The 16,264-nt window shown below is 65.5% G+C and carries 11 protein-coding genes; 3 read left to right on the forward strand and 8 right to left on the reverse strand.

All coding sequences use genetic code 11. From position 1 onward, the window contains the following. Positions 1-147: 147 nt before the first annotated feature. Positions 148-1,296, reverse strand: coding sequence for a hypothetical protein (locus BKA25_RS07190; RefSeq protein ID WP_236750342.1), 1,149 nt, complete (start codon positions 1,294-1,296; stop codon positions 148-150). Positions 1,297-1,822: 526 nt separating this feature from the next. Here BKA25_RS07190 and BKA25_RS07195 point away from each other — a divergent pair. After that, entirely contained in the window at positions 1,823-4,741 is a 2,919-nt protein-coding gene (locus BKA25_RS07195) for an AfsR/SARP family transcriptional regulator (protein ID WP_172803841.1), read from the forward strand. A gap of 935 nt (positions 4,742-5,676) precedes the next feature. Here BKA25_RS07195 and BKA25_RS07200 read toward each other — a convergent pair. After that, the gene (locus BKA25_RS07200; protein WP_069851092.1) at positions 5,677-6,633 is read right to left on the reverse strand and encodes a DMT family transporter; all 957 of its coding nucleotides are present in this window, start codon (positions 6,631-6,633) and stop codon (positions 5,677-5,679) included. 228 nt (positions 6,634-6,861) lie between these two features. Between BKA25_RS07200 and BKA25_RS07205 the strand changes: the two genes are divergently transcribed. Beyond that, positions 6,862-8,061 (forward strand): cytochrome P450, encoded by a 1,200-nt coding sequence (locus BKA25_RS07205; RefSeq protein ID WP_069851090.1) that lies wholly within the window; start codon positions 6,862-6,864, stop codon positions 8,059-8,061. Between the two features lie 177 nt (positions 8,062-8,238). Continuing rightward, complete coding sequence (locus BKA25_RS07210) at positions 8,239-9,414, forward strand: cytochrome P450 (protein ID WP_069853935.1); 1,176 nt, start codon at positions 8,239-8,241, stop codon at positions 9,412-9,414. 87 nt (positions 9,415-9,501) lie between these two features. Here the strand turns inward: BKA25_RS07210 and BKA25_RS07215 are convergent, their stop codons facing one another. From BKA25_RS07215 to BKA25_RS07240, 6 genes are all read right to left on the reverse strand, one after another. After that, complete coding sequence (locus tag BKA25_RS07215) at positions 9,502-10,104, reverse strand: GTP-binding protein (RefSeq protein ID WP_069851088.1); 603 nt, start codon at positions 10,102-10,104, stop codon at positions 9,502-9,504. Then, positions 10,085-10,456, reverse strand: a complete 372-nt coding sequence (locus tag BKA25_RS07220; protein ID WP_069853934.1) for a DUF742 domain-containing protein — start codon at positions 10,454-10,456, stop codon at positions 10,085-10,087. Before BKA25_RS07220 ends, BKA25_RS07215 begins: the two co-directional genes overlap by 20 nt. A 2-nt stretch (positions 10,457-10,458) precedes the next feature. Then, entirely contained in the window at positions 10,459-10,911 is a 453-nt protein-coding gene (locus BKA25_RS07225) for a roadblock/LC7 domain-containing protein (RefSeq protein WP_236750341.1), read from the reverse strand. An 8-nt stretch (positions 10,912-10,919) separates the two neighbouring features. After that, on the reverse strand, positions 10,920-13,640 hold the full coding sequence (locus BKA25_RS07230) for a sensor histidine kinase (RefSeq protein WP_069851087.1): 2,721 nt from the start codon (positions 13,638-13,640) through the stop codon (positions 10,920-10,922). Positions 13,641-14,240: 600 nt separating this feature from the next. Further along, entirely contained in the window at positions 14,241-15,182 is a 942-nt protein-coding gene (locus tag BKA25_RS07235; RefSeq protein ID WP_069851085.1) for an aldo/keto reductase, read from the reverse strand. A gap of 64 nt (positions 15,183-15,246) precedes the next feature. Further along, positions 15,247-16,203 (reverse strand): aldo/keto reductase, encoded by a 957-nt coding sequence (locus BKA25_RS07240; protein ID WP_069851083.1) that lies wholly within the window; start codon positions 16,201-16,203, stop codon positions 15,247-15,249. Between the last annotated feature and the right edge of the window lie 61 nt (positions 16,204-16,264).

Consider the following 16,264-nt stretch of genomic DNA (forward strand, 5'->3'; position numbering starts at 1 on the left):
GCTGCTCGCCGAGCTGAGGAATCTCGGGATCCTCGATGGCGAACGTCCAGGTCCCCGGGAGCGAACCGGGGTTCTTCGGGAGCTGGCGGATCGACATCGGAAGCAGAAGGCGAAGCACTTCTGCGGTGGGACCGGCGACATTGCCTCTCATAGGGTTCTCCCATCGAACGACAGGGTGGCAGGCAGCGGAACTGGTGATACGGGCAGTCGCCGGGAGGGCTCTGGTAACCCGAGGATCCGATACATGAGTTGCCGCAGGATGCCACTCGCCTGGCCCTGTCGCGATGTCAGTGCACCCGCCAGCACCTCGCCGATATGCGAAGGCCAGCTCGCCATGGCGGCGTCGACCTGCGCGCGGATCGGGCATCGCAGGTTCAGCAGCTCAGCGTGCTCGGCGACCTTCGCCGCGAGGCTTTCCGCCCTGAGTTGGAATCGAGGGTGTGCCGCCAGCAAGACGGGCCGACCGAGGCCTGCTGCGTACTGCGTCACCGAGCCGTGATCGCCGATGACGCAGTCTGCCGCGACGAGCGCAGCCCGCCAACCCTCTTCGGGCGGCACCATACGAAGTCCTGCCTGCATGGCCTCGCTGAGCCAGGCGGTGATCTGGCGCCTACCGTGCACCGTCCAGGCATTGGGGTGCAGGATGCCGACCACCTGGAAGTCCTCGCGCGGGAGGCCTTCCACGATTCGGCTGAAAAGGTCGTGGTGCTCACCGAAACCCGACTGCGGAGTCCAGGTGGATGTGACGACCACCAACCGCCTGCCATCGTCGACACCCAGGGCACGTCGATACAGATCTCGATAAGGCAGCGAGGCCAACAGCCGGTCGAAACAGACATCGCCTGCGACGACGGCCGTCGATACCGCCTCGGGACAGGATTGTCGGAGCACAGCCAATTCGTCATCGTGTGTCAATGCCAAGGCTGCCGACACAAGCCGCCCGTCTCGCACGAGATGTTGTCTGCCGAGACCGTGTTCTGGTCGGAAGCCCGAGGCAGGGTCGGCAGGGCGCAGTCGAGACTTGAGGAGGCTTGCGCCGTGCGGCAGAGTCAGGACCGGCCCGTGCACACGATCGACGTCGGTGCGGGCTGCTGCCAGCACCAGATCGAATCGAGTGCGCTGGGCCTGATGCCACGGCATCACGATGCCGCCGTGCTCCCGGGCGAATTCGGCGGCGCCAGGCCAATTCTCCTCGGAACCCGACACCGTTGTGACCACCTGGATTCGGTGGTCGGTCTCCAGCAACGGCAGCACGTCTAAGAGCCGGACGCCCGCGACAAGGTGCGGCACGAGCATAAGGACGTCCTTGCAGCCGCGCCGAGTGATTCGGCCCGCCGCATCCGGACCTACCGGTCCGCGAATCCACGCTTCCCCCGACATGGCGATCCCCTCTCTTCCCCTCCGGCCGTGGTGACGCCCGGGGTTCTTCTGGACGACGGTCGAACGACCGGGCCCGTCCCAGGCTGACGGCCGATGTGGACAGAACAGGGACAACGAGCGAGACAGCACCGGGGACACCAGGGGGGACAGAGTGCGGACGCGGCTGGTTCTCGCTGCGGCGAAGATCTTGAAACTCTTCGCCTCCGTGCTTGACTGGGTTTCGCGGTGGCACGATCTGCTGCTCATAGGCTGGCGCCGGTCCAGCCTCCCGGTGGGATTCGGCTTCTGCGCTGTTGAATCGGAATGCTTCGGCGGCGGTGCGCTCCACCACTTGGGGTAATTCCGGGTCTCGCGTCGAATCGCTCTACGGAAACCACTCGAATGTGATCCAGCTCTCGGCGACACTATGGGTGAAGCCGGTGCCAGCGGAGGGTGGGACTGGGTGACGGTCGAGTTCAAAATTCTTGGAGAGACCAGGATTCTCGTCGGTGGCACACCGGTCGAGTTGAAGAGAAACAGAGTCCGATGTCTTCTCGCTCTGCTGTTGTTGCATGCAAATACAACGGTGAGCCGGGATCGGTTGCTGCACTTGGTGTGGTCCTCTTCCACCGCTGTGGATTCCAGTCAAGTCGATCGATCTTCGCTTCAAGATCATATTAAGTTGGTGCGGCGATCGATCAAGAACCTGCCTGCGAGTCTCAGTTCGGTGGGAGCGGGTTATCGGTTGGATGTCGAGAAAAAGTTGATCGACTATCACCGCTTCGGTGACGTGTTGGCTGCGGCGCGTAGTGTCGGTGTTGGAAGGGATCCCGCGCGGGTACGCGATCTACTCGCACCTGTCGTCGATCTCTGGGACGCGCAGCCGCTGCTCGATCTGAAGAGTCAGCGGGCAGAATCCCTGCGCGAGGAGATGATCAAGGATCGATTTCTTCCTGCCTGCCTGCTGTTGGCGGAAAGCCATCTCGCCTTGGGCCACCCTGGCGATGTCCTGGCGCTATTCGACCGGGTCGAAGCTGCCCACGACGTCGACCAGCGTTTCGCGGTGGCCCGGATTGACGCTCTCATCGGCCTCGGCAGACACGAGGATGCCGCGAGCCTGTGCGAGCGGACCCTAGAGGATCTCTCGAAACGAGGGCGATTCATCGGGCCGGAGATTCAGGCCCGGCAGGAACTGCTTCGTCCATCTCCGCAATCGAGTGTGCGCCCCGCGCCCATCCCCGTCGCAGTCGAGATGCCGCGACCGCAGCAACTGCCCCAGGCGAGCAACCTCGTCGGGCGTGCCGATCTGCTGGCCAAGCTTGACGACGCGATGCCAGCGGAGCATGAGCCGATCTCCGGCGTGATCGTCCTGCATTCCGCAGGAGGGTGTGGCAAGACGGCTCTTGCGGTGACCTGGGCCCACCGCCCGCCTCAGCTGGCCCGCTTTCCGGACGGACGGCTCTTCGTCGATCTCGAGGGCTACGGTCCGGGTCGCCCGGCGGACTCCGGTCAGGTATTGGCTGACTTCCTGGTGAGTTTCGGTGTCGATCCCGACGCCATTCCCGCCAGGCTTGATCAGCGTGTGGACCGCCTCCGCGAGCTCCTTGCGGGGAAGCGGGTCTTGGCGATCCTGGACAACGCCCGCGACGAGGCCCACATCCGTCCTCTCCTGGATGCTCTGTCGGGATGCCACATCCTTGTGACGAGTCGCAACCGCTTCGAAGATCTCACCGTCCACTACGGCGCCGAGGAGATCGAGGTGGGTCCACTCACGGTTGAGTCCAGCCGCCGGTACCTCACAAGGGGAATCGGGTCGCCGCGTGCGGTCGGCGACCCGATGGCCTTCAACGCTCTGATCGATCTCTGCGGCGGGATCCCGCTTGCGCTGCGCATCCTCAGGGCGCGCGCATCGAAGCAGCGCTCGACGCCGTTGGCGGCGTTACTCGAAGAGGAGCCGAGGCATTTGCTGGAATACGGCTCAAACAGGCCGTTGTCTGTGGTCTTCTCGGGGTCCTACGAGGTGCTCGGTCCTGAGACGCGGTGGTTGTTCCGCAGCCTTGGCGGCCATCCGGGCGCCATCTTCGGGGTGGAGGCGGCGGCGGCCGTCGCCGATCTGAGTGCCGAAGCCACCCGACGTAACTTGGAGCTGTTGGTAGAGGCGCATCTCATCGAGCCGGAGGTGCGCGGGAGGTACCGTTTTCACGACCTCTTGCGGGAGTACGCGGTTGGGCTGCTGGATCTCGATCCCACGGGCCAGGAGCGAACCGCGGTGGTGCGGCGGATCCTCGATTGGTATCTGCTCGTGGCGCGCAACGCCGAGTCGGTGATCAACCCGACCAGAGAGCTGGATCCGTTGCCCGGCGAGGTCTCCACCCTCCAGCTACTCACCTTCTCCGGGGTCGATGACGCGATGGGATGGTTCGAGCGGGAAGGCCCCAACCTGTTCGCCGCCGTCGAAGCAGGGCATACCTGCGGTATGGACGCGCAGACGTGGCGAATAGCGAACACCTTCGGCGATGTCTTTTATCGATTGGGACAGGCAGACCGGGCTACCCGCGCACTGGAGACGGCCCTGGCCTCGGCCCGGCGGATTCGAGAAAACGAGCCTGCCGCCGAGTTCAAGGTGCTGAACAATCTGGGATTCTCCTACATGAACCAGCGGCGAAATAGCGACGCATTTCGGGTGTTCCGGCTGGCATATTCGGGTTTCGAGCGAATGGATCATGCTGAAGGGATGGCCAGCATCCTAGCTAATCTGGCATTCCTGGAGACCAGAATCGGGGATCCGCAGCAAGCGGTGGTGTTAGCTGAGAAATCTTTGGACATCTATACCCGACTGAATAAAATTTTGGAGGTTGGTCAGCTGCGCGTCGTGCTCGGTATTGTCTATCGGATGGTCGGGGATAGATCCAACGCGATCGGATCATTGTGGCTCGCCGTGGGTATCGGACGTGAAATCGACGCCCTTCAGGTGACGGGAGACGGGCTCCTCGAGTTGAGCGTCGTCTATCTGGAAATGAAGGAAATCGACCTTTCCGTTAGCTGCGCTTCTGACGCACTCGCGCTGCTGACACAGGTCAAGAGCGGTCCTCGCATCGCGGCGGCGCACCTGGCGCTGGCAAAGGCGCTGTACGGGCAGTCCGATCTCGTGGCGGCCGAACGGCATGCGGGTGCGGCGGTGCATCTGCTCCGACTTCGCCCCGATGCGGAGGCTGCCGTCCGCGCGCTGGAAATCCTGTCCGACGTGCTCATCGCACAGGATCGATTAGCGGAGGCACGCGAGGCGACCGGGCTTGCCATCGAACTGCTGGCGGCGGGGCACCCGCTTCAGGCGGACCTGCGCTCCAAGCTGGCGGCTCTCGGGACGACTTCCCCTCGATAGGTGCCTCGGCGACCTATCGCACTCCGCTCGGTGACCAGAATAATCACTCTCAGTATTCCTTGAATTTTTGACTACCCCTTGGGTCGCCTGTTCGAGGCGGTTCGCTGCCGAGTTTCTTTACGTTGGGCCCGACCATTCCCTATCGGTGTGGCGCGGTAGTGTCTCGGAGACCGAAAAGGATGACGGGAAGGAGGTATCGCGAGAGGAGGTGAGTAACACCTGTGTTAGGAACCATCGCAATCTGGGCCACCGGTCTTCAGATCGGCGTGATGAGGATCTTTGAGGTGTGGCCTTTTATGTGACCGGCCCCCGACGCTGACACCGTCGGGGGGACGGCCCCTCTCCCGCCTTCGCAAGGCATGGCCTTGAGGCTGGCGGGCGGTCACTGGGATTCACAGTTGTAATACTGTATCTCTTGGTCCGGGCGGCGCATCGAGCATTCTCCATTGGTGCGCCGCCTCACCAGGCTCTGAACGGGTGGGATTGCTGGCTCTTGACTGCGCTGGGTGACCTGCATGAATGCCGCAATGGTGGATTGCTAACCTTGATTTCAAGATTTACGATCCGGCTCCCCGTTCGGGACATTCTCCTCTGGCTGGCGAGTGCTCGGGTATCCGAGCCTTGGCTGAGCCACCTGAACCGAACTGAGGTGGTAGCCACTCTGCGGGGCCGTGGGTCGGCTCGTTGATCGTCCGAACGGCCGAGTGCACGCCGAACTCCAGGTCAGGTTCTGTTCTGGGCCACGAGATGCCGCCTGCCTGTTTCACCGTCCGCTGCGTTGCCGGCGTCGGGGAGGGCCGATCACGTGTGGTCGATCCCGCTCATCCCCGACGCCCCTGGACTTGGGACGGACTTCCGTTACTCTGATCGATCCGGTGGTGCGTCGGTTGCAGAGCGATTGTTGTATCCACCGGATCCACACCACCCCCTCAGTCTCAGCCGCTCGGTTTCTCGGTCGGCGGCGGCAACGACACCTCAGCGGGTTTTGACCCGACCGCCAGCACGACCACCGCGCCGAGCAGCAGCAACCCACCCGCAATCGCGGTGGGGCTCAGCCGCTCGTGCAGCAGCGCTACCCCGATCACCGCCGCAGCCAACGGCTCCACCAGCGCGATGACCGCAGCCGTGTTCGCCTTCACCGAGGTCAACCCGAGGAAGAACAACGCGTAAGCCAGGGCGCTCGGGCCCACACCCAAGTAGACGAGCAGGACCACCGTCAGCCCGAGATCTTCCGGGCCGGGCAGAATGCCTGCCGCCAGCGCCAACGGCAGCAGACACAACGAGCCCACCACGAAGCCGATGACCGCGTTACCGATCGGATTGGCGTCCTGGGCACTGCTCATCGCCCGATTGAGCAGGGTCGTTCCCGCGTAGCCAAACGCCGAGAGCAGCGCCATCCCGATGCCCAACACCGAGTCGGCCCCGCTGGTTGCCTCACCACCGAACACCAACAGCACCAGCCCGGTCAGCGAGGTGGCCATGATCACCGCCCCGGCGCGGCCCAGCCTCTCGCCCATCCAGATCCTTGATCCGATGGCGATCAGTACCGGCCCCGACCCCAAGGTCACCACCGTGGCCACCGCCACGCCCGCCGCACCGACTGCGGCGAAGTACGCCGTCTGGTAGACCGCCAGACCGACACCGGTCACCACCAACCGGACCGGCGCGGCGGTGAACTGCTTCCACAGGCCCGCACCGCGACGCAGAAACGGCCAAGCCAAACCCAACAGGACGGCTCCGCCCAGGAAACGCCAGAACGACACCGATACCGCGCCCAGCCCACTGATCGGATAGAGCATGGCCGCAGCCGCCCCGCCGGTGCCCCAGGCGGTGGCCGTGATCGCGATGTAGACCAGCCCGCGACGGTGGGAGACCACCGGAGATGAGGCCATGGATTGATAACTCTTGCCACTCACTCGGTCACCCGTCGTCACACCTATGAAAGCAGGCACCATCAACCTCGTTTCGTTCGTCGGCGCAGCCCGTGGTGTGAGCAGTACTCGACGCCCCTGGTCTAAGAACCAACTTCCGCTACTCTGACTACGTAGAGTGTCAACATATGTTCAATATGTGACTACCGGTGGCGGCCGAGGGATCGCCCCGACTCGAAGGAGCGTTTCGTGACGGGTTCTGTGCAGCTCTCACTTGAGCAGTCGCGTCCACTGCATATCGATCCGGTGGTGCGTCGATTGCAGGGCGAGCGTTGTATCCACCGGATCCGCACCGCGCTCGGCGCCGAGGGGTGGCTGGTCACCGGGTACCGCGAGGTGCGCCAATTACTGGAGGATCCTCGGCTCGGTCGATCGCATCCCGATCCGGAGAACGCGGCTCGGTCCGGCGAATCGGCGATGTTGGGCAACCTGCTGGGCAACTACGAGACCGAACGGGCCGACAGCAAGCGGATGCGTGGCCTGTTGCTGCCGCAGATGTCGCCTCGGCGGATGCGGGAGCTACGGCCGAGGATCGAGGAGATCACCACCGAATTGATCGACGGGATCCTCGATGGTGACCTATCGGCCAGCGATACCGAACCCGTCCGCAAGGCCGATCTGCAACAGGCCTTGGCCTTTCCCCTGCCCGTCTCGGTGATCTGTGAGTTGCTCGGCGTCCCGCTCTCCGACCGCCAGCGGTATCTCGAATGGACCTATGCCGCCGCGTTGCAATCGGATCGGGTCCGGTCCGAACAGGGGCTGGCCGACCTCCACACCTACGGCCGGGAACTGGCGGCCGCCAAACGTCGTGCACCTGCCGACGACGTCATCTCCCGGCTTTGTGCCATCGAGGGTGTCGACGACGCCGAGGTCGCCACGCTGTCGATGACCCTGCTGTTCGCGGGCGAGGCCGCCATCATGGCCCTGGGCATCGGCACGGTGATCCTGCTGCAGAACCCGGATCAGGCCGAGGCGCTGCGGCAGGATCCGCAGTTGATCCCCGGTGCGGTCGAGGAGATTTTGCGCTCTCTGGACAAGGGCGGCGACGGCATCATCCGCTATGCCCGCGCCGATGTGGAGGTCGACGGTCTGACGATCCGGGCAGGTGATCTGGTCCTGCTCGACACCGGGGCGGCCAATCACGATTCGACGATCTTCGCCGAACCCGATGCGTTCGACATCCAGCGCGCCGCCAACAGCCATCTTGCGTTCGGGCACGGCACCTACTACTGCGTCGGCACGGCGTTGGCCCGGATCGAACTCCAGGTTGCCTTCGAACAGATCATCACGCGCTTCCCGAAGCTGAGATTGGCCGTGCCTGCCGAGGAACTACGGCTGGATCGGGAGATCGTGGCGGGCGGCCTCGTGGAGCTTCCCGTGACCTGGTGAGCGCGCAGGCGCTCTGATCCTCGAACCGTGCGACGGCGAATCGTCGCACGTCTACGCCACCGTGAGTCGATCGGTTGGCACACCCACCCCTGAGCTCTCGCCGTTTTTCGGCTGCTCGACGTTCGAAGTTCCCCCATGCCCACGTCCGGTATGTCCGCACCATCGAAGGAGCGTGTCGTGACGACCCCAGTCCAACTGACCCTCGATCAGAGCTATCCGTTCCGCCTCGACGACGCGGTACGTCGACTGCAGCGCGAAGCGTGCATCCACCGCGTTCGAACGGCTCCAGGTGATGAGGCATGGCTGGTCACCGGGCACCGTCAGGTGCGGCGACTACTCGATGATCCTCGGCTGGGCCGCTCGCATCCGGCCCCCGACGAAGCCGAGCAGCTGGGCGAACCACCGGTCCTGGCCAGCCTGCTCGGCGGCGGTGAGAGCGAACAGGCGGATAGCATCCGATTCCGAAAACTGCTGCAACCCTTGCTGTCTCCGCGCCGGGTGCACGAGATGCGTTCGCGCATCGAGGCGATCACCGCCGAGACGCTCGATCGCATCGTCGCAGCCGGTTCCCGACACGTGGACCTGCAACGGGAGCTGGCGGCACCGTTGCCGGCCACCGTGCTCGCCGATCTGCTCGGGGTTCCGGAGAACGATCGAGCTCAGCTGCTCGAATGGAATGACGATCTCGCCTGCTGGCAAAACCGGGCCCAATCGGAACAGGGCCTGGGGAATCTGATCGTCTACGGCAGGCAACTGGCTGCCGAGAAGCGTCGGTGCCCGACGGACGACGTCATCTCGCAGCTCGTCTCCGCCGAGGGTGTGGACGACGACGAGGCCTCGCGGCTCGCGCTGGCGCTGCTGGTCGCGGGCGCCGCGACCACCATGGCGTTGGGCTTGGGCATAGTCCTGCTGCTGGAGAACCCGGAACAGCTGGCGAGGCTACGACACGATCCGCAGCTGATTCCGGGCGCGGTCGAGGAGATCCTGCGCGCCCTGGACAAGGGCGGGGACGGCATCGTCCGATACGCCCGCACCGACCTGGAGGTCGACGGTCTGACGATCCGGGCAGGCGAGCTGTTGTTGCTGGATGCGGGTTCGGCCAATCACGACCCGAATGTCTTCCGCGAGCCTCAGCGCTTCGATGTCGGCAGGCGGGAGAACTGCCATCTGACCTTTGGACATGGCAGCTACTACTGCCTGGGCTCTGCGCTGGCTCGGGTCGAACTCCAGATCGCCTTCGAGCAGTTGCTCGCTCGTTTCCCCGACCTGCGGCTGGCCGTCGAGCTGGAGGAACTCCGGTTGAACCGGGAGGTTCTGGCGGGCGGTTTGATGGAGCTGCCCGTGACCTGGTGATCCGATGATCGCGTCGTCCGCAGCGTGTTCGCCCCTCGGCCTCGGCGCGACGGATCTGCCGAGGCCGAGGAGCTCACCCTGTCCGGGTCAGCGGGCCGCGATGGTCCGCTTGGCGGTCTCGACGACGTGCTCCATCAGCGTGGTGAGCACCTTCTTGCCGGATTCACGGCTGCGCGCATCGCACATCTCGATGGGGATACCCGCATCGAGGTCCAGCGCGTCGCGTACCTCGTCGTGGGTGTAGCCGTCGGCGCCGTCGAAGCAATTGACGCCGACGACGAACGGGATCCGGTTGCGTTCGAAGAAGTCCACCGCCGGGAAGCAGCTGTCCAGCCGTCGGGTGTCGGCGAGCACCACGGCGCCCAGTGCGCCCATGGCCAGTTCCTTCCACATGAACCAGAACCGGTTCTGGCCGGGTGTTCCGAACAGGTACAGGATCAGGGACGGGTTGATCGTGATGCGTCCGAAATCCAGGGCCACCGTCGTGGTGGTCTTGTTCTCCACACCGACGAGGTCGTCGGTGCCGACGCTCATCTCGGTGAGGTTCTCCTCGGTGCGCAACGGGGAGATCTCGCTGACCGAGCCGACCAACGTCGTCTTGCCGACCCCGAAGCCACCGGCGACCAGTAACTTCGCCGATGTCACGCCGAGGGTCGACCCTGGAGGTCTGTCAGAGATCACGGAGGCCATTCAGTACCGCCTGCAGTAGGTCCATATCCGGGGTCTCCACCGGAGGTGGCGGAGCCTGGAAGATCAGGTATTCCTGTTCGATCAGATCGCCGATCAGCACCTTCGACACCGCCAACAAGAGATTCAACCTGGCGGAGATCTCGGCGACCGACAGCGGTCGCTGCTGACACATGCGCACGATCTCCGCCGACTCCCGGTCCAGGGTGACGGCATCGGCATCCGATCGGACGGCGACCACCAAAGTGATCATATTAAGTTCGTAGCGGGTGCTCGGAGCGCGGCCACGGGTCATCGCGAAGGGCCGGACCAACGGTCCGGCGTCCTCATCGAACCAGGACTCACTCCCGTCCATGATCACGGGATCGGGTCAGGCCGTAGGTCTTCCAGGACATCTTGGCGTGGACCTGCCGCGAGGTTCGCGCCGACCTGCTGCACCATCACGTTCATCTCGTAGGCCACCATGCCCATGTCGGCCGTGTCAGCGGCCAACAGGGCGAGGCAGGCGCCGTCGCCCGCCGCGGTCACGACGAGGAACGCTCGATCGAGTTCGACGACGGTCTGGCGGACCTGGCCCTTGTCGAAGTGGCTGCCCACCCCACGAGCCAGGCTCTGGAACGCCGACGCCATCGCCGACAGGTGCTCGCCGTCCTCGCGCGACAGGTTCTGCGAGCGGCCGATGAGCAGGCCGTCCGCCGACAACACCACCGCCTGCTCAGCCCCGACCAACCGCTTGACCAGGTCGTCGAGCAGCCAGTCCAGATCGTTCGTCTCGGGTTTGACCATCGTGTTCTCGTCCGCTTTCTTCATCGTCTTCGTTATAGGTCTGGATTGGTTTGAGTGTCACGGCCCTCTTTACTGCCTCGGACGAACGCCGACATCGCGGCGCGCGCCTCCTCCGGCGACCGAGCGGGGCGGATATCGGTCGGAGCGGGACCAGGCGTCCGGATCTCACCGGTCAGCTGCGGCGCGAGGTTGCGCTGCTTGCGTCGTCTCGGCAAGGGCGCCCGGGTGTCCTTCGGCGCGGTGCCCGCAGCGGCGGGACCGGCGGGCGCGGGTCCGGAGGCCGAGGCGCCCCCGGGCGTGCTCTCCGCCGTCGGGGGACGCGGGGTGGCGGGCCGGGTCGCCGTCTCCTTCGACGGGGACGGCGTCGATGCCGAAGGGGTACGGATCGGCAGTCCGGCGCTGGATTGCCTACGCGGCAACGAGGTGGAGCTCTGCGTGGTCGGCTTCTCGGACGACATGTCCTCCTCAGGCCAGTGCACGGCCGCTGTCGGGACCTCGCGTTGCGTGGCCGTGGACGCTACTGAAACAGGGTTCTCCATCGGGTCGGGTTCGGTGGTCTTGCCGGTCTCGCTGCCGGAATCCGCCGCCACGGCGGGAATGACCCGGGTGTCGGGATCGGCCGTGGGCGCATCGCGGTCGACGGTGCTGCCGTTGGTCGAGCCCGACGATGCACCGGCATCGGAGGTCGTGACAGCCGGTTGCGATGCGGACTGCTTGTTCTTCGGCGCGTCGTCGGCCGGTTCGTAGCGGGACCGTCGTTCGGCCCGCTGTTCGGGAAGCAGCGTCTGGGCGGCCTGGCGACGAGGCAGCTCGGTGCGCTGGTCGTCCTCGGACTTGGTTGCCATCAGCGAGGCCGGGATCAGCACGATCGCGTGGATACCGCCGTAGGCGGATTCGGCCAGTGTCACCGTGACGCCGTGCCGGTGAGCCAGCTGGGCCACCACGAAGAGGCCGAGGCGCATCCGCTCCGAGAGCGTCATGACCTCGAAGTTCGGCGGGTCGTGCAGCGTGTGGTTGATCCGCTCCCGCTCCTTCTCTGGAATGCCGAGTCCCTGATCTTCAACCTCTACCACAACGCCCTTGCCGACGAGGTTGCCGCGAACCTCGACCCGGGAGTCCGGCGGAGAGAAGGAGGTCGCGTTGTCCACCAGCTCGGCGAGAAGGTGGATGAGGTCGGCGACCACACCGCCCTCCATCGACACATCGGGTAACCGCAGTGCCTGCACCCGCGCGTAGCCCTCGGTCTCGGAGACGGCACTGCGGACGATCTCGTCGAGCGGAACCGGGTTGCGCCACCGCCGACCGGGACGCTCGCCACCGAGGATGACCAGGTTCTCCGCATTACGGCGGGCACGGGTCGCCAGGTGGTCCAGTTTGAACAGCAACTCCAGGTGCTTGGGGTCCTCCTGCTTGCTCTCGGCCTCGTCGAGCACCTCGAGCTGCCGTCGCACCACGACCTGGCTTCGGTGGGCGATGTTGAGGAACACCGCGTTCATGCCCGCCCGGGTCTTGGCCTCCTGCGCGGCGGCCGAGACCGCGGCCTGCTGGGCCTTGTCGAAGGCCGCCGCGACCTCGCCGAGTTCGTCGTCACCGGCGCTGAGTCGGGGGATGTCGGTCTCGGGCGTGATCTCCTCGCCCTTGCTCAGCCGCTCGATCAACGCGGGCAGCTTGACCTCGGCGGAGTCCAGGGTCTCGTTGCGGAGGTTCTTGAGCCTGCGGATCAATCGGTTGGACAGTCGGGCGGCGATCACCATCGCGGCGACGGCGATGATCAGGACCAGCGCGCCCGCCAGCAGCGAGTTGGTGAAGGTGCCCTGGCCGCTGGTGGCCGCCAGCTGTTGGGCGTAGCGGTGGTGCTGACTCCACAGACCGAGCAGGTCCTCGGTGACCTCGCTCGCCGACTCCTGCCAGGCCTGCACGTTCAGCGGGAGTTCGCCGCCTGCCGAGGTCGACAGTCCTCGGTCGATGATGGCGTTCTCCATCGACGTCAGCCGCTGCCAGGCCTCACCCTGGGTCATCTCGGCGTAGCTTGCGCGGCCCTCGGAGGTGAGGCGGGGCAGCAGTTGCTCCAGACCGACGTGATAGGTGTCCACCTGGCGTCGGTATTCGTGCATATCCTCGACCGAGATGACTCCGGATGCGATGGAGCCCGCACCCAGCGCATTGGCGCGCGCCATACCTTCGACGAGGTGGAAGAGCTCGGTGGCGGTCGCCTCGGCGCCCGCTGCGGCCGGATCCGGCGCGGTCTGGGCGACACCCTGCAGTGTCAGGCCGATGACGTCGACGAGCTGGTTGTAGAAGTTGTAGGCGTCCCTGATCGGGAGCTGTCCGGTGTCGACGCCTTGGCGGATCGTCGGGAGCTGATCGAGGGAGTCGGCGTAGACATCGCTGGCCGAGCGCATCGCGTCCGGGTTCAGCTCGCGGAGCGCGGCATCGACCTCACCAGTCTCGACGAGGACCGAGTCCACCTGGGTGCGTTGCTGTTCGAGATCCCCCGAATCCTGGGTGTCCCCGGCCAACCGCAGCAGGCTGAGCCTGCGCTCCTCCTCCAGTTCCGTGATGAATCGGACCTGTGGGTCGATGGCCGCCTCGACGACGTTCGACCATTCCCGCGCGGTGTTGCCCTGGTTGAGCAGGTAACCGGCTGCGCCGATTCCGAGGACGAGCAGCGCGATGCTCGGAATGAGCGCGATCGCCAGTACTCGCGACCGGATCGTCTGTCGCCTGCCAAGCCAGGTCGGAATTCGCTTCATTGATCAACTCCGGCTGTGCGCATCGACGGTCGGTTACGGGGCGAGGTGAGTGAGCACTTGCGTGATCGGCTCACCCGGCCGCACCATTCTGCATTACTCCGCAAGGGTGAACCACTGTAACCATGCGAAGTAGTTCGTTTTGTCCCGATGAACGCCTGAGGTCGTGAGGACCAAACACATTCCCGGCTAGAAGTCCATAGTGGAGCTTATCGTCCACAGTGGACCGCGCGGTAGTTTTCCGCATGCGAGTGGACATGATGCCACGGGGGTCGGTCGTGATCCGGCCGGGATCGACCGTCGATGAGAGTGTTCGTATTACTCGCACTGCGATGCAGGTCAGCTCTGGTGCCATCGGTGCGTGACGGGTCCGGGCAAGAGTGCGACCGATGCGGTGGGCCGGTCGAGCGGCATGTGTCAATACGTTCGGGTAAAGCAGCGGGATATTCTCCGAGTTGCTGTGGACGACCTAAAGCGCACTGCGAAGATCACGGTATGCGCCTGCGTGGTCGACCGTCCGCAACGAACCTCTTGGCTCTCACCATCGAATGAGGGTGCCCTCACTCGTAGGTGGAACTCGGCGGGGCCGCCGAACACCATTCCTCAGGGCCGGCGCGCCGCCGTATCGAGCCGCTCGATCTCCGCGCAGCTGAGCGTCACCCCGACAGAGGCGAGCAACACCTCCAGCTGCTCGACGGTTCGGACACTGTTGACGGGCGCGAGGACCGCGTCCCGCGTGCGGACCCACGCCAGCGCGATCGCCCCGAGATGGACGCCGCGTTCCTGCGCGATCGCCTGCAGTTCGTCCACCACGGCGGTTCCCCGGACATACCCGGCCCGCCGGTAGCTCCGCGCAATGGCGGCAGAAAGGCCCACCGAAGCAGGCACCGCGCTGTTGGCCGTGCTGAAGACCGGAGTGTGCAGCGGTTCACGCGCGAGTACACCGATCCGGCGTCGAGACACGACTTCACGTAGTCCTGCGTCGAAATACTGTTGTCTGACGAGGCTGAACGGCGGCTGCACCACCACATACGGCGCCAAGCCCCCGTGCTCGGCGGTGGCGAGTGATTCCTCCAGCCGGGCACCGGTGATGTCGGCGGCGCCGAGATGGCCCACCAGCCCGTCCCGCAGCAGGGAATCCACTGCCACGAGGAATTCCGCAACCGGTATCTCCGGTTCATCGACGTGGAGATAGAGCAGGTCTATCCGATCGGTCCGCAATCGGCGCAGGGACGCCTCCACCGAGGCCCGAACGGTCGCGGCGGGCAGACCGTCATGGCCGGGCCGGATACCGACTTTCGTTGCCAGGACGACGTCGTTGCGACAGCGCCGGGCGGCCAGCCATCGGCCGATGACCGTCTCCGATTCGCCCCCGACATAGCCCGCCAGCGGTGCGGCGAACAGATCGGCGGTGTCGAGGTGGCGCCCGCCCGCCGCGCGAAAGGCATCCAGGATGGCGAACGACTCGCGGGTGTCCGCAGCCGAACCGAAGGCCACCCCGCCGAGGACCAGGGGAAACGCCCGGAGTTCATCGAGAACGGGCACCTCGGTCCGGTCGTCGGTCGGGATGGCTCGCTCCTCGCTTCAATCGGAGACGGCGTGCGGAAGGTCAGCTCGACGCCGAGGTGAGCGCCGCGACCTCCGCGTCGTCGAGCGTCACCTCGGTCGAGGAGAGCAGCACTTCCAGCTGCTCCGTGGTGCGGGCGCTGACCACCGGGGCGACGACCGTGGGCTGAGCGCGTAGCCAGGCCAGCGCGACGGCCGTCACCGAGACGCCACGGGCCTCGGCTACCGCGTCCAAGGCGGCCAACACCGCGAGCCCGCGCGGCGAATCGAGGTAGACGCCCGCGCCTGCGGCCCGCGCGCTCTCGACGGTCGACCCGGGACGGTACTTTCCGGTGAGGAAGCCGGACGCCAACGAGTAGTACGGCAGCGCGCCGAGCCCGCCTTGCTCGGCGGCTGCGGCGAGCGGGCCCTCATAGGTGTCCCGCGAGACCAGGTTGTAGTGCGGTTGGATCGCCACGTAGCGAGCGAGTCCGTCCCGCTCCGAGACCTGCAACGCCTCCGTCAGCCGCTCGGCGTCGATGTTGGACGCGGCGATGTGGCGGACCTTGCCCTCGCCGACCAACTCGGTCAGCGCGCCGAGGAACTCCGCCACGGGCACGGTCGGGTCGTCGTAGTGGGTGTAGAGCAGGTCGATGTGCTCGGTCTGCAACCGCTGCAGGGAGGCCTCGGTGGCCTTGCGGACGTTGGCTGCGCTCAAGCCCTTGGCGTCCTCCCGAGCCCCGATCTTGGTCGCCAACACGATCTCGTCCCGGTTCTTCCTGGCCGCGACCCAGCGCCCGATGATCTGCTCCGACACACCGCCCGGGTTGCCGGGTACCCAGGCCGAGTACACGTCGGCGGTGTCGACGAAGTTGCCGCCCGCCGCCGAATAGGCATCCAGCAGTGCGAAGGACTGCTGCTCGTCGGCGGTCCAGCCGAAGACGTTGCCGCCCAGATTGAGTGGGAAGACCCGCAGGTCGGAGGAGCCCAGCGGTATACGTGCCTGCGTCGTATCGGTCATACCCCAGCCAACGGGCCCGGCTCGGCGACTATTCCCCTCCCGCGCGTGAAACCATCGGCCC

Source organism: Actinoalloteichus hymeniacidonis (genome assembly GCF_014203365.1).
Lineage (GTDB): Bacteria > Actinomycetota > Actinomycetes > Mycobacteriales > Pseudonocardiaceae > Actinoalloteichus_A > Actinoalloteichus_A hymeniacidonis.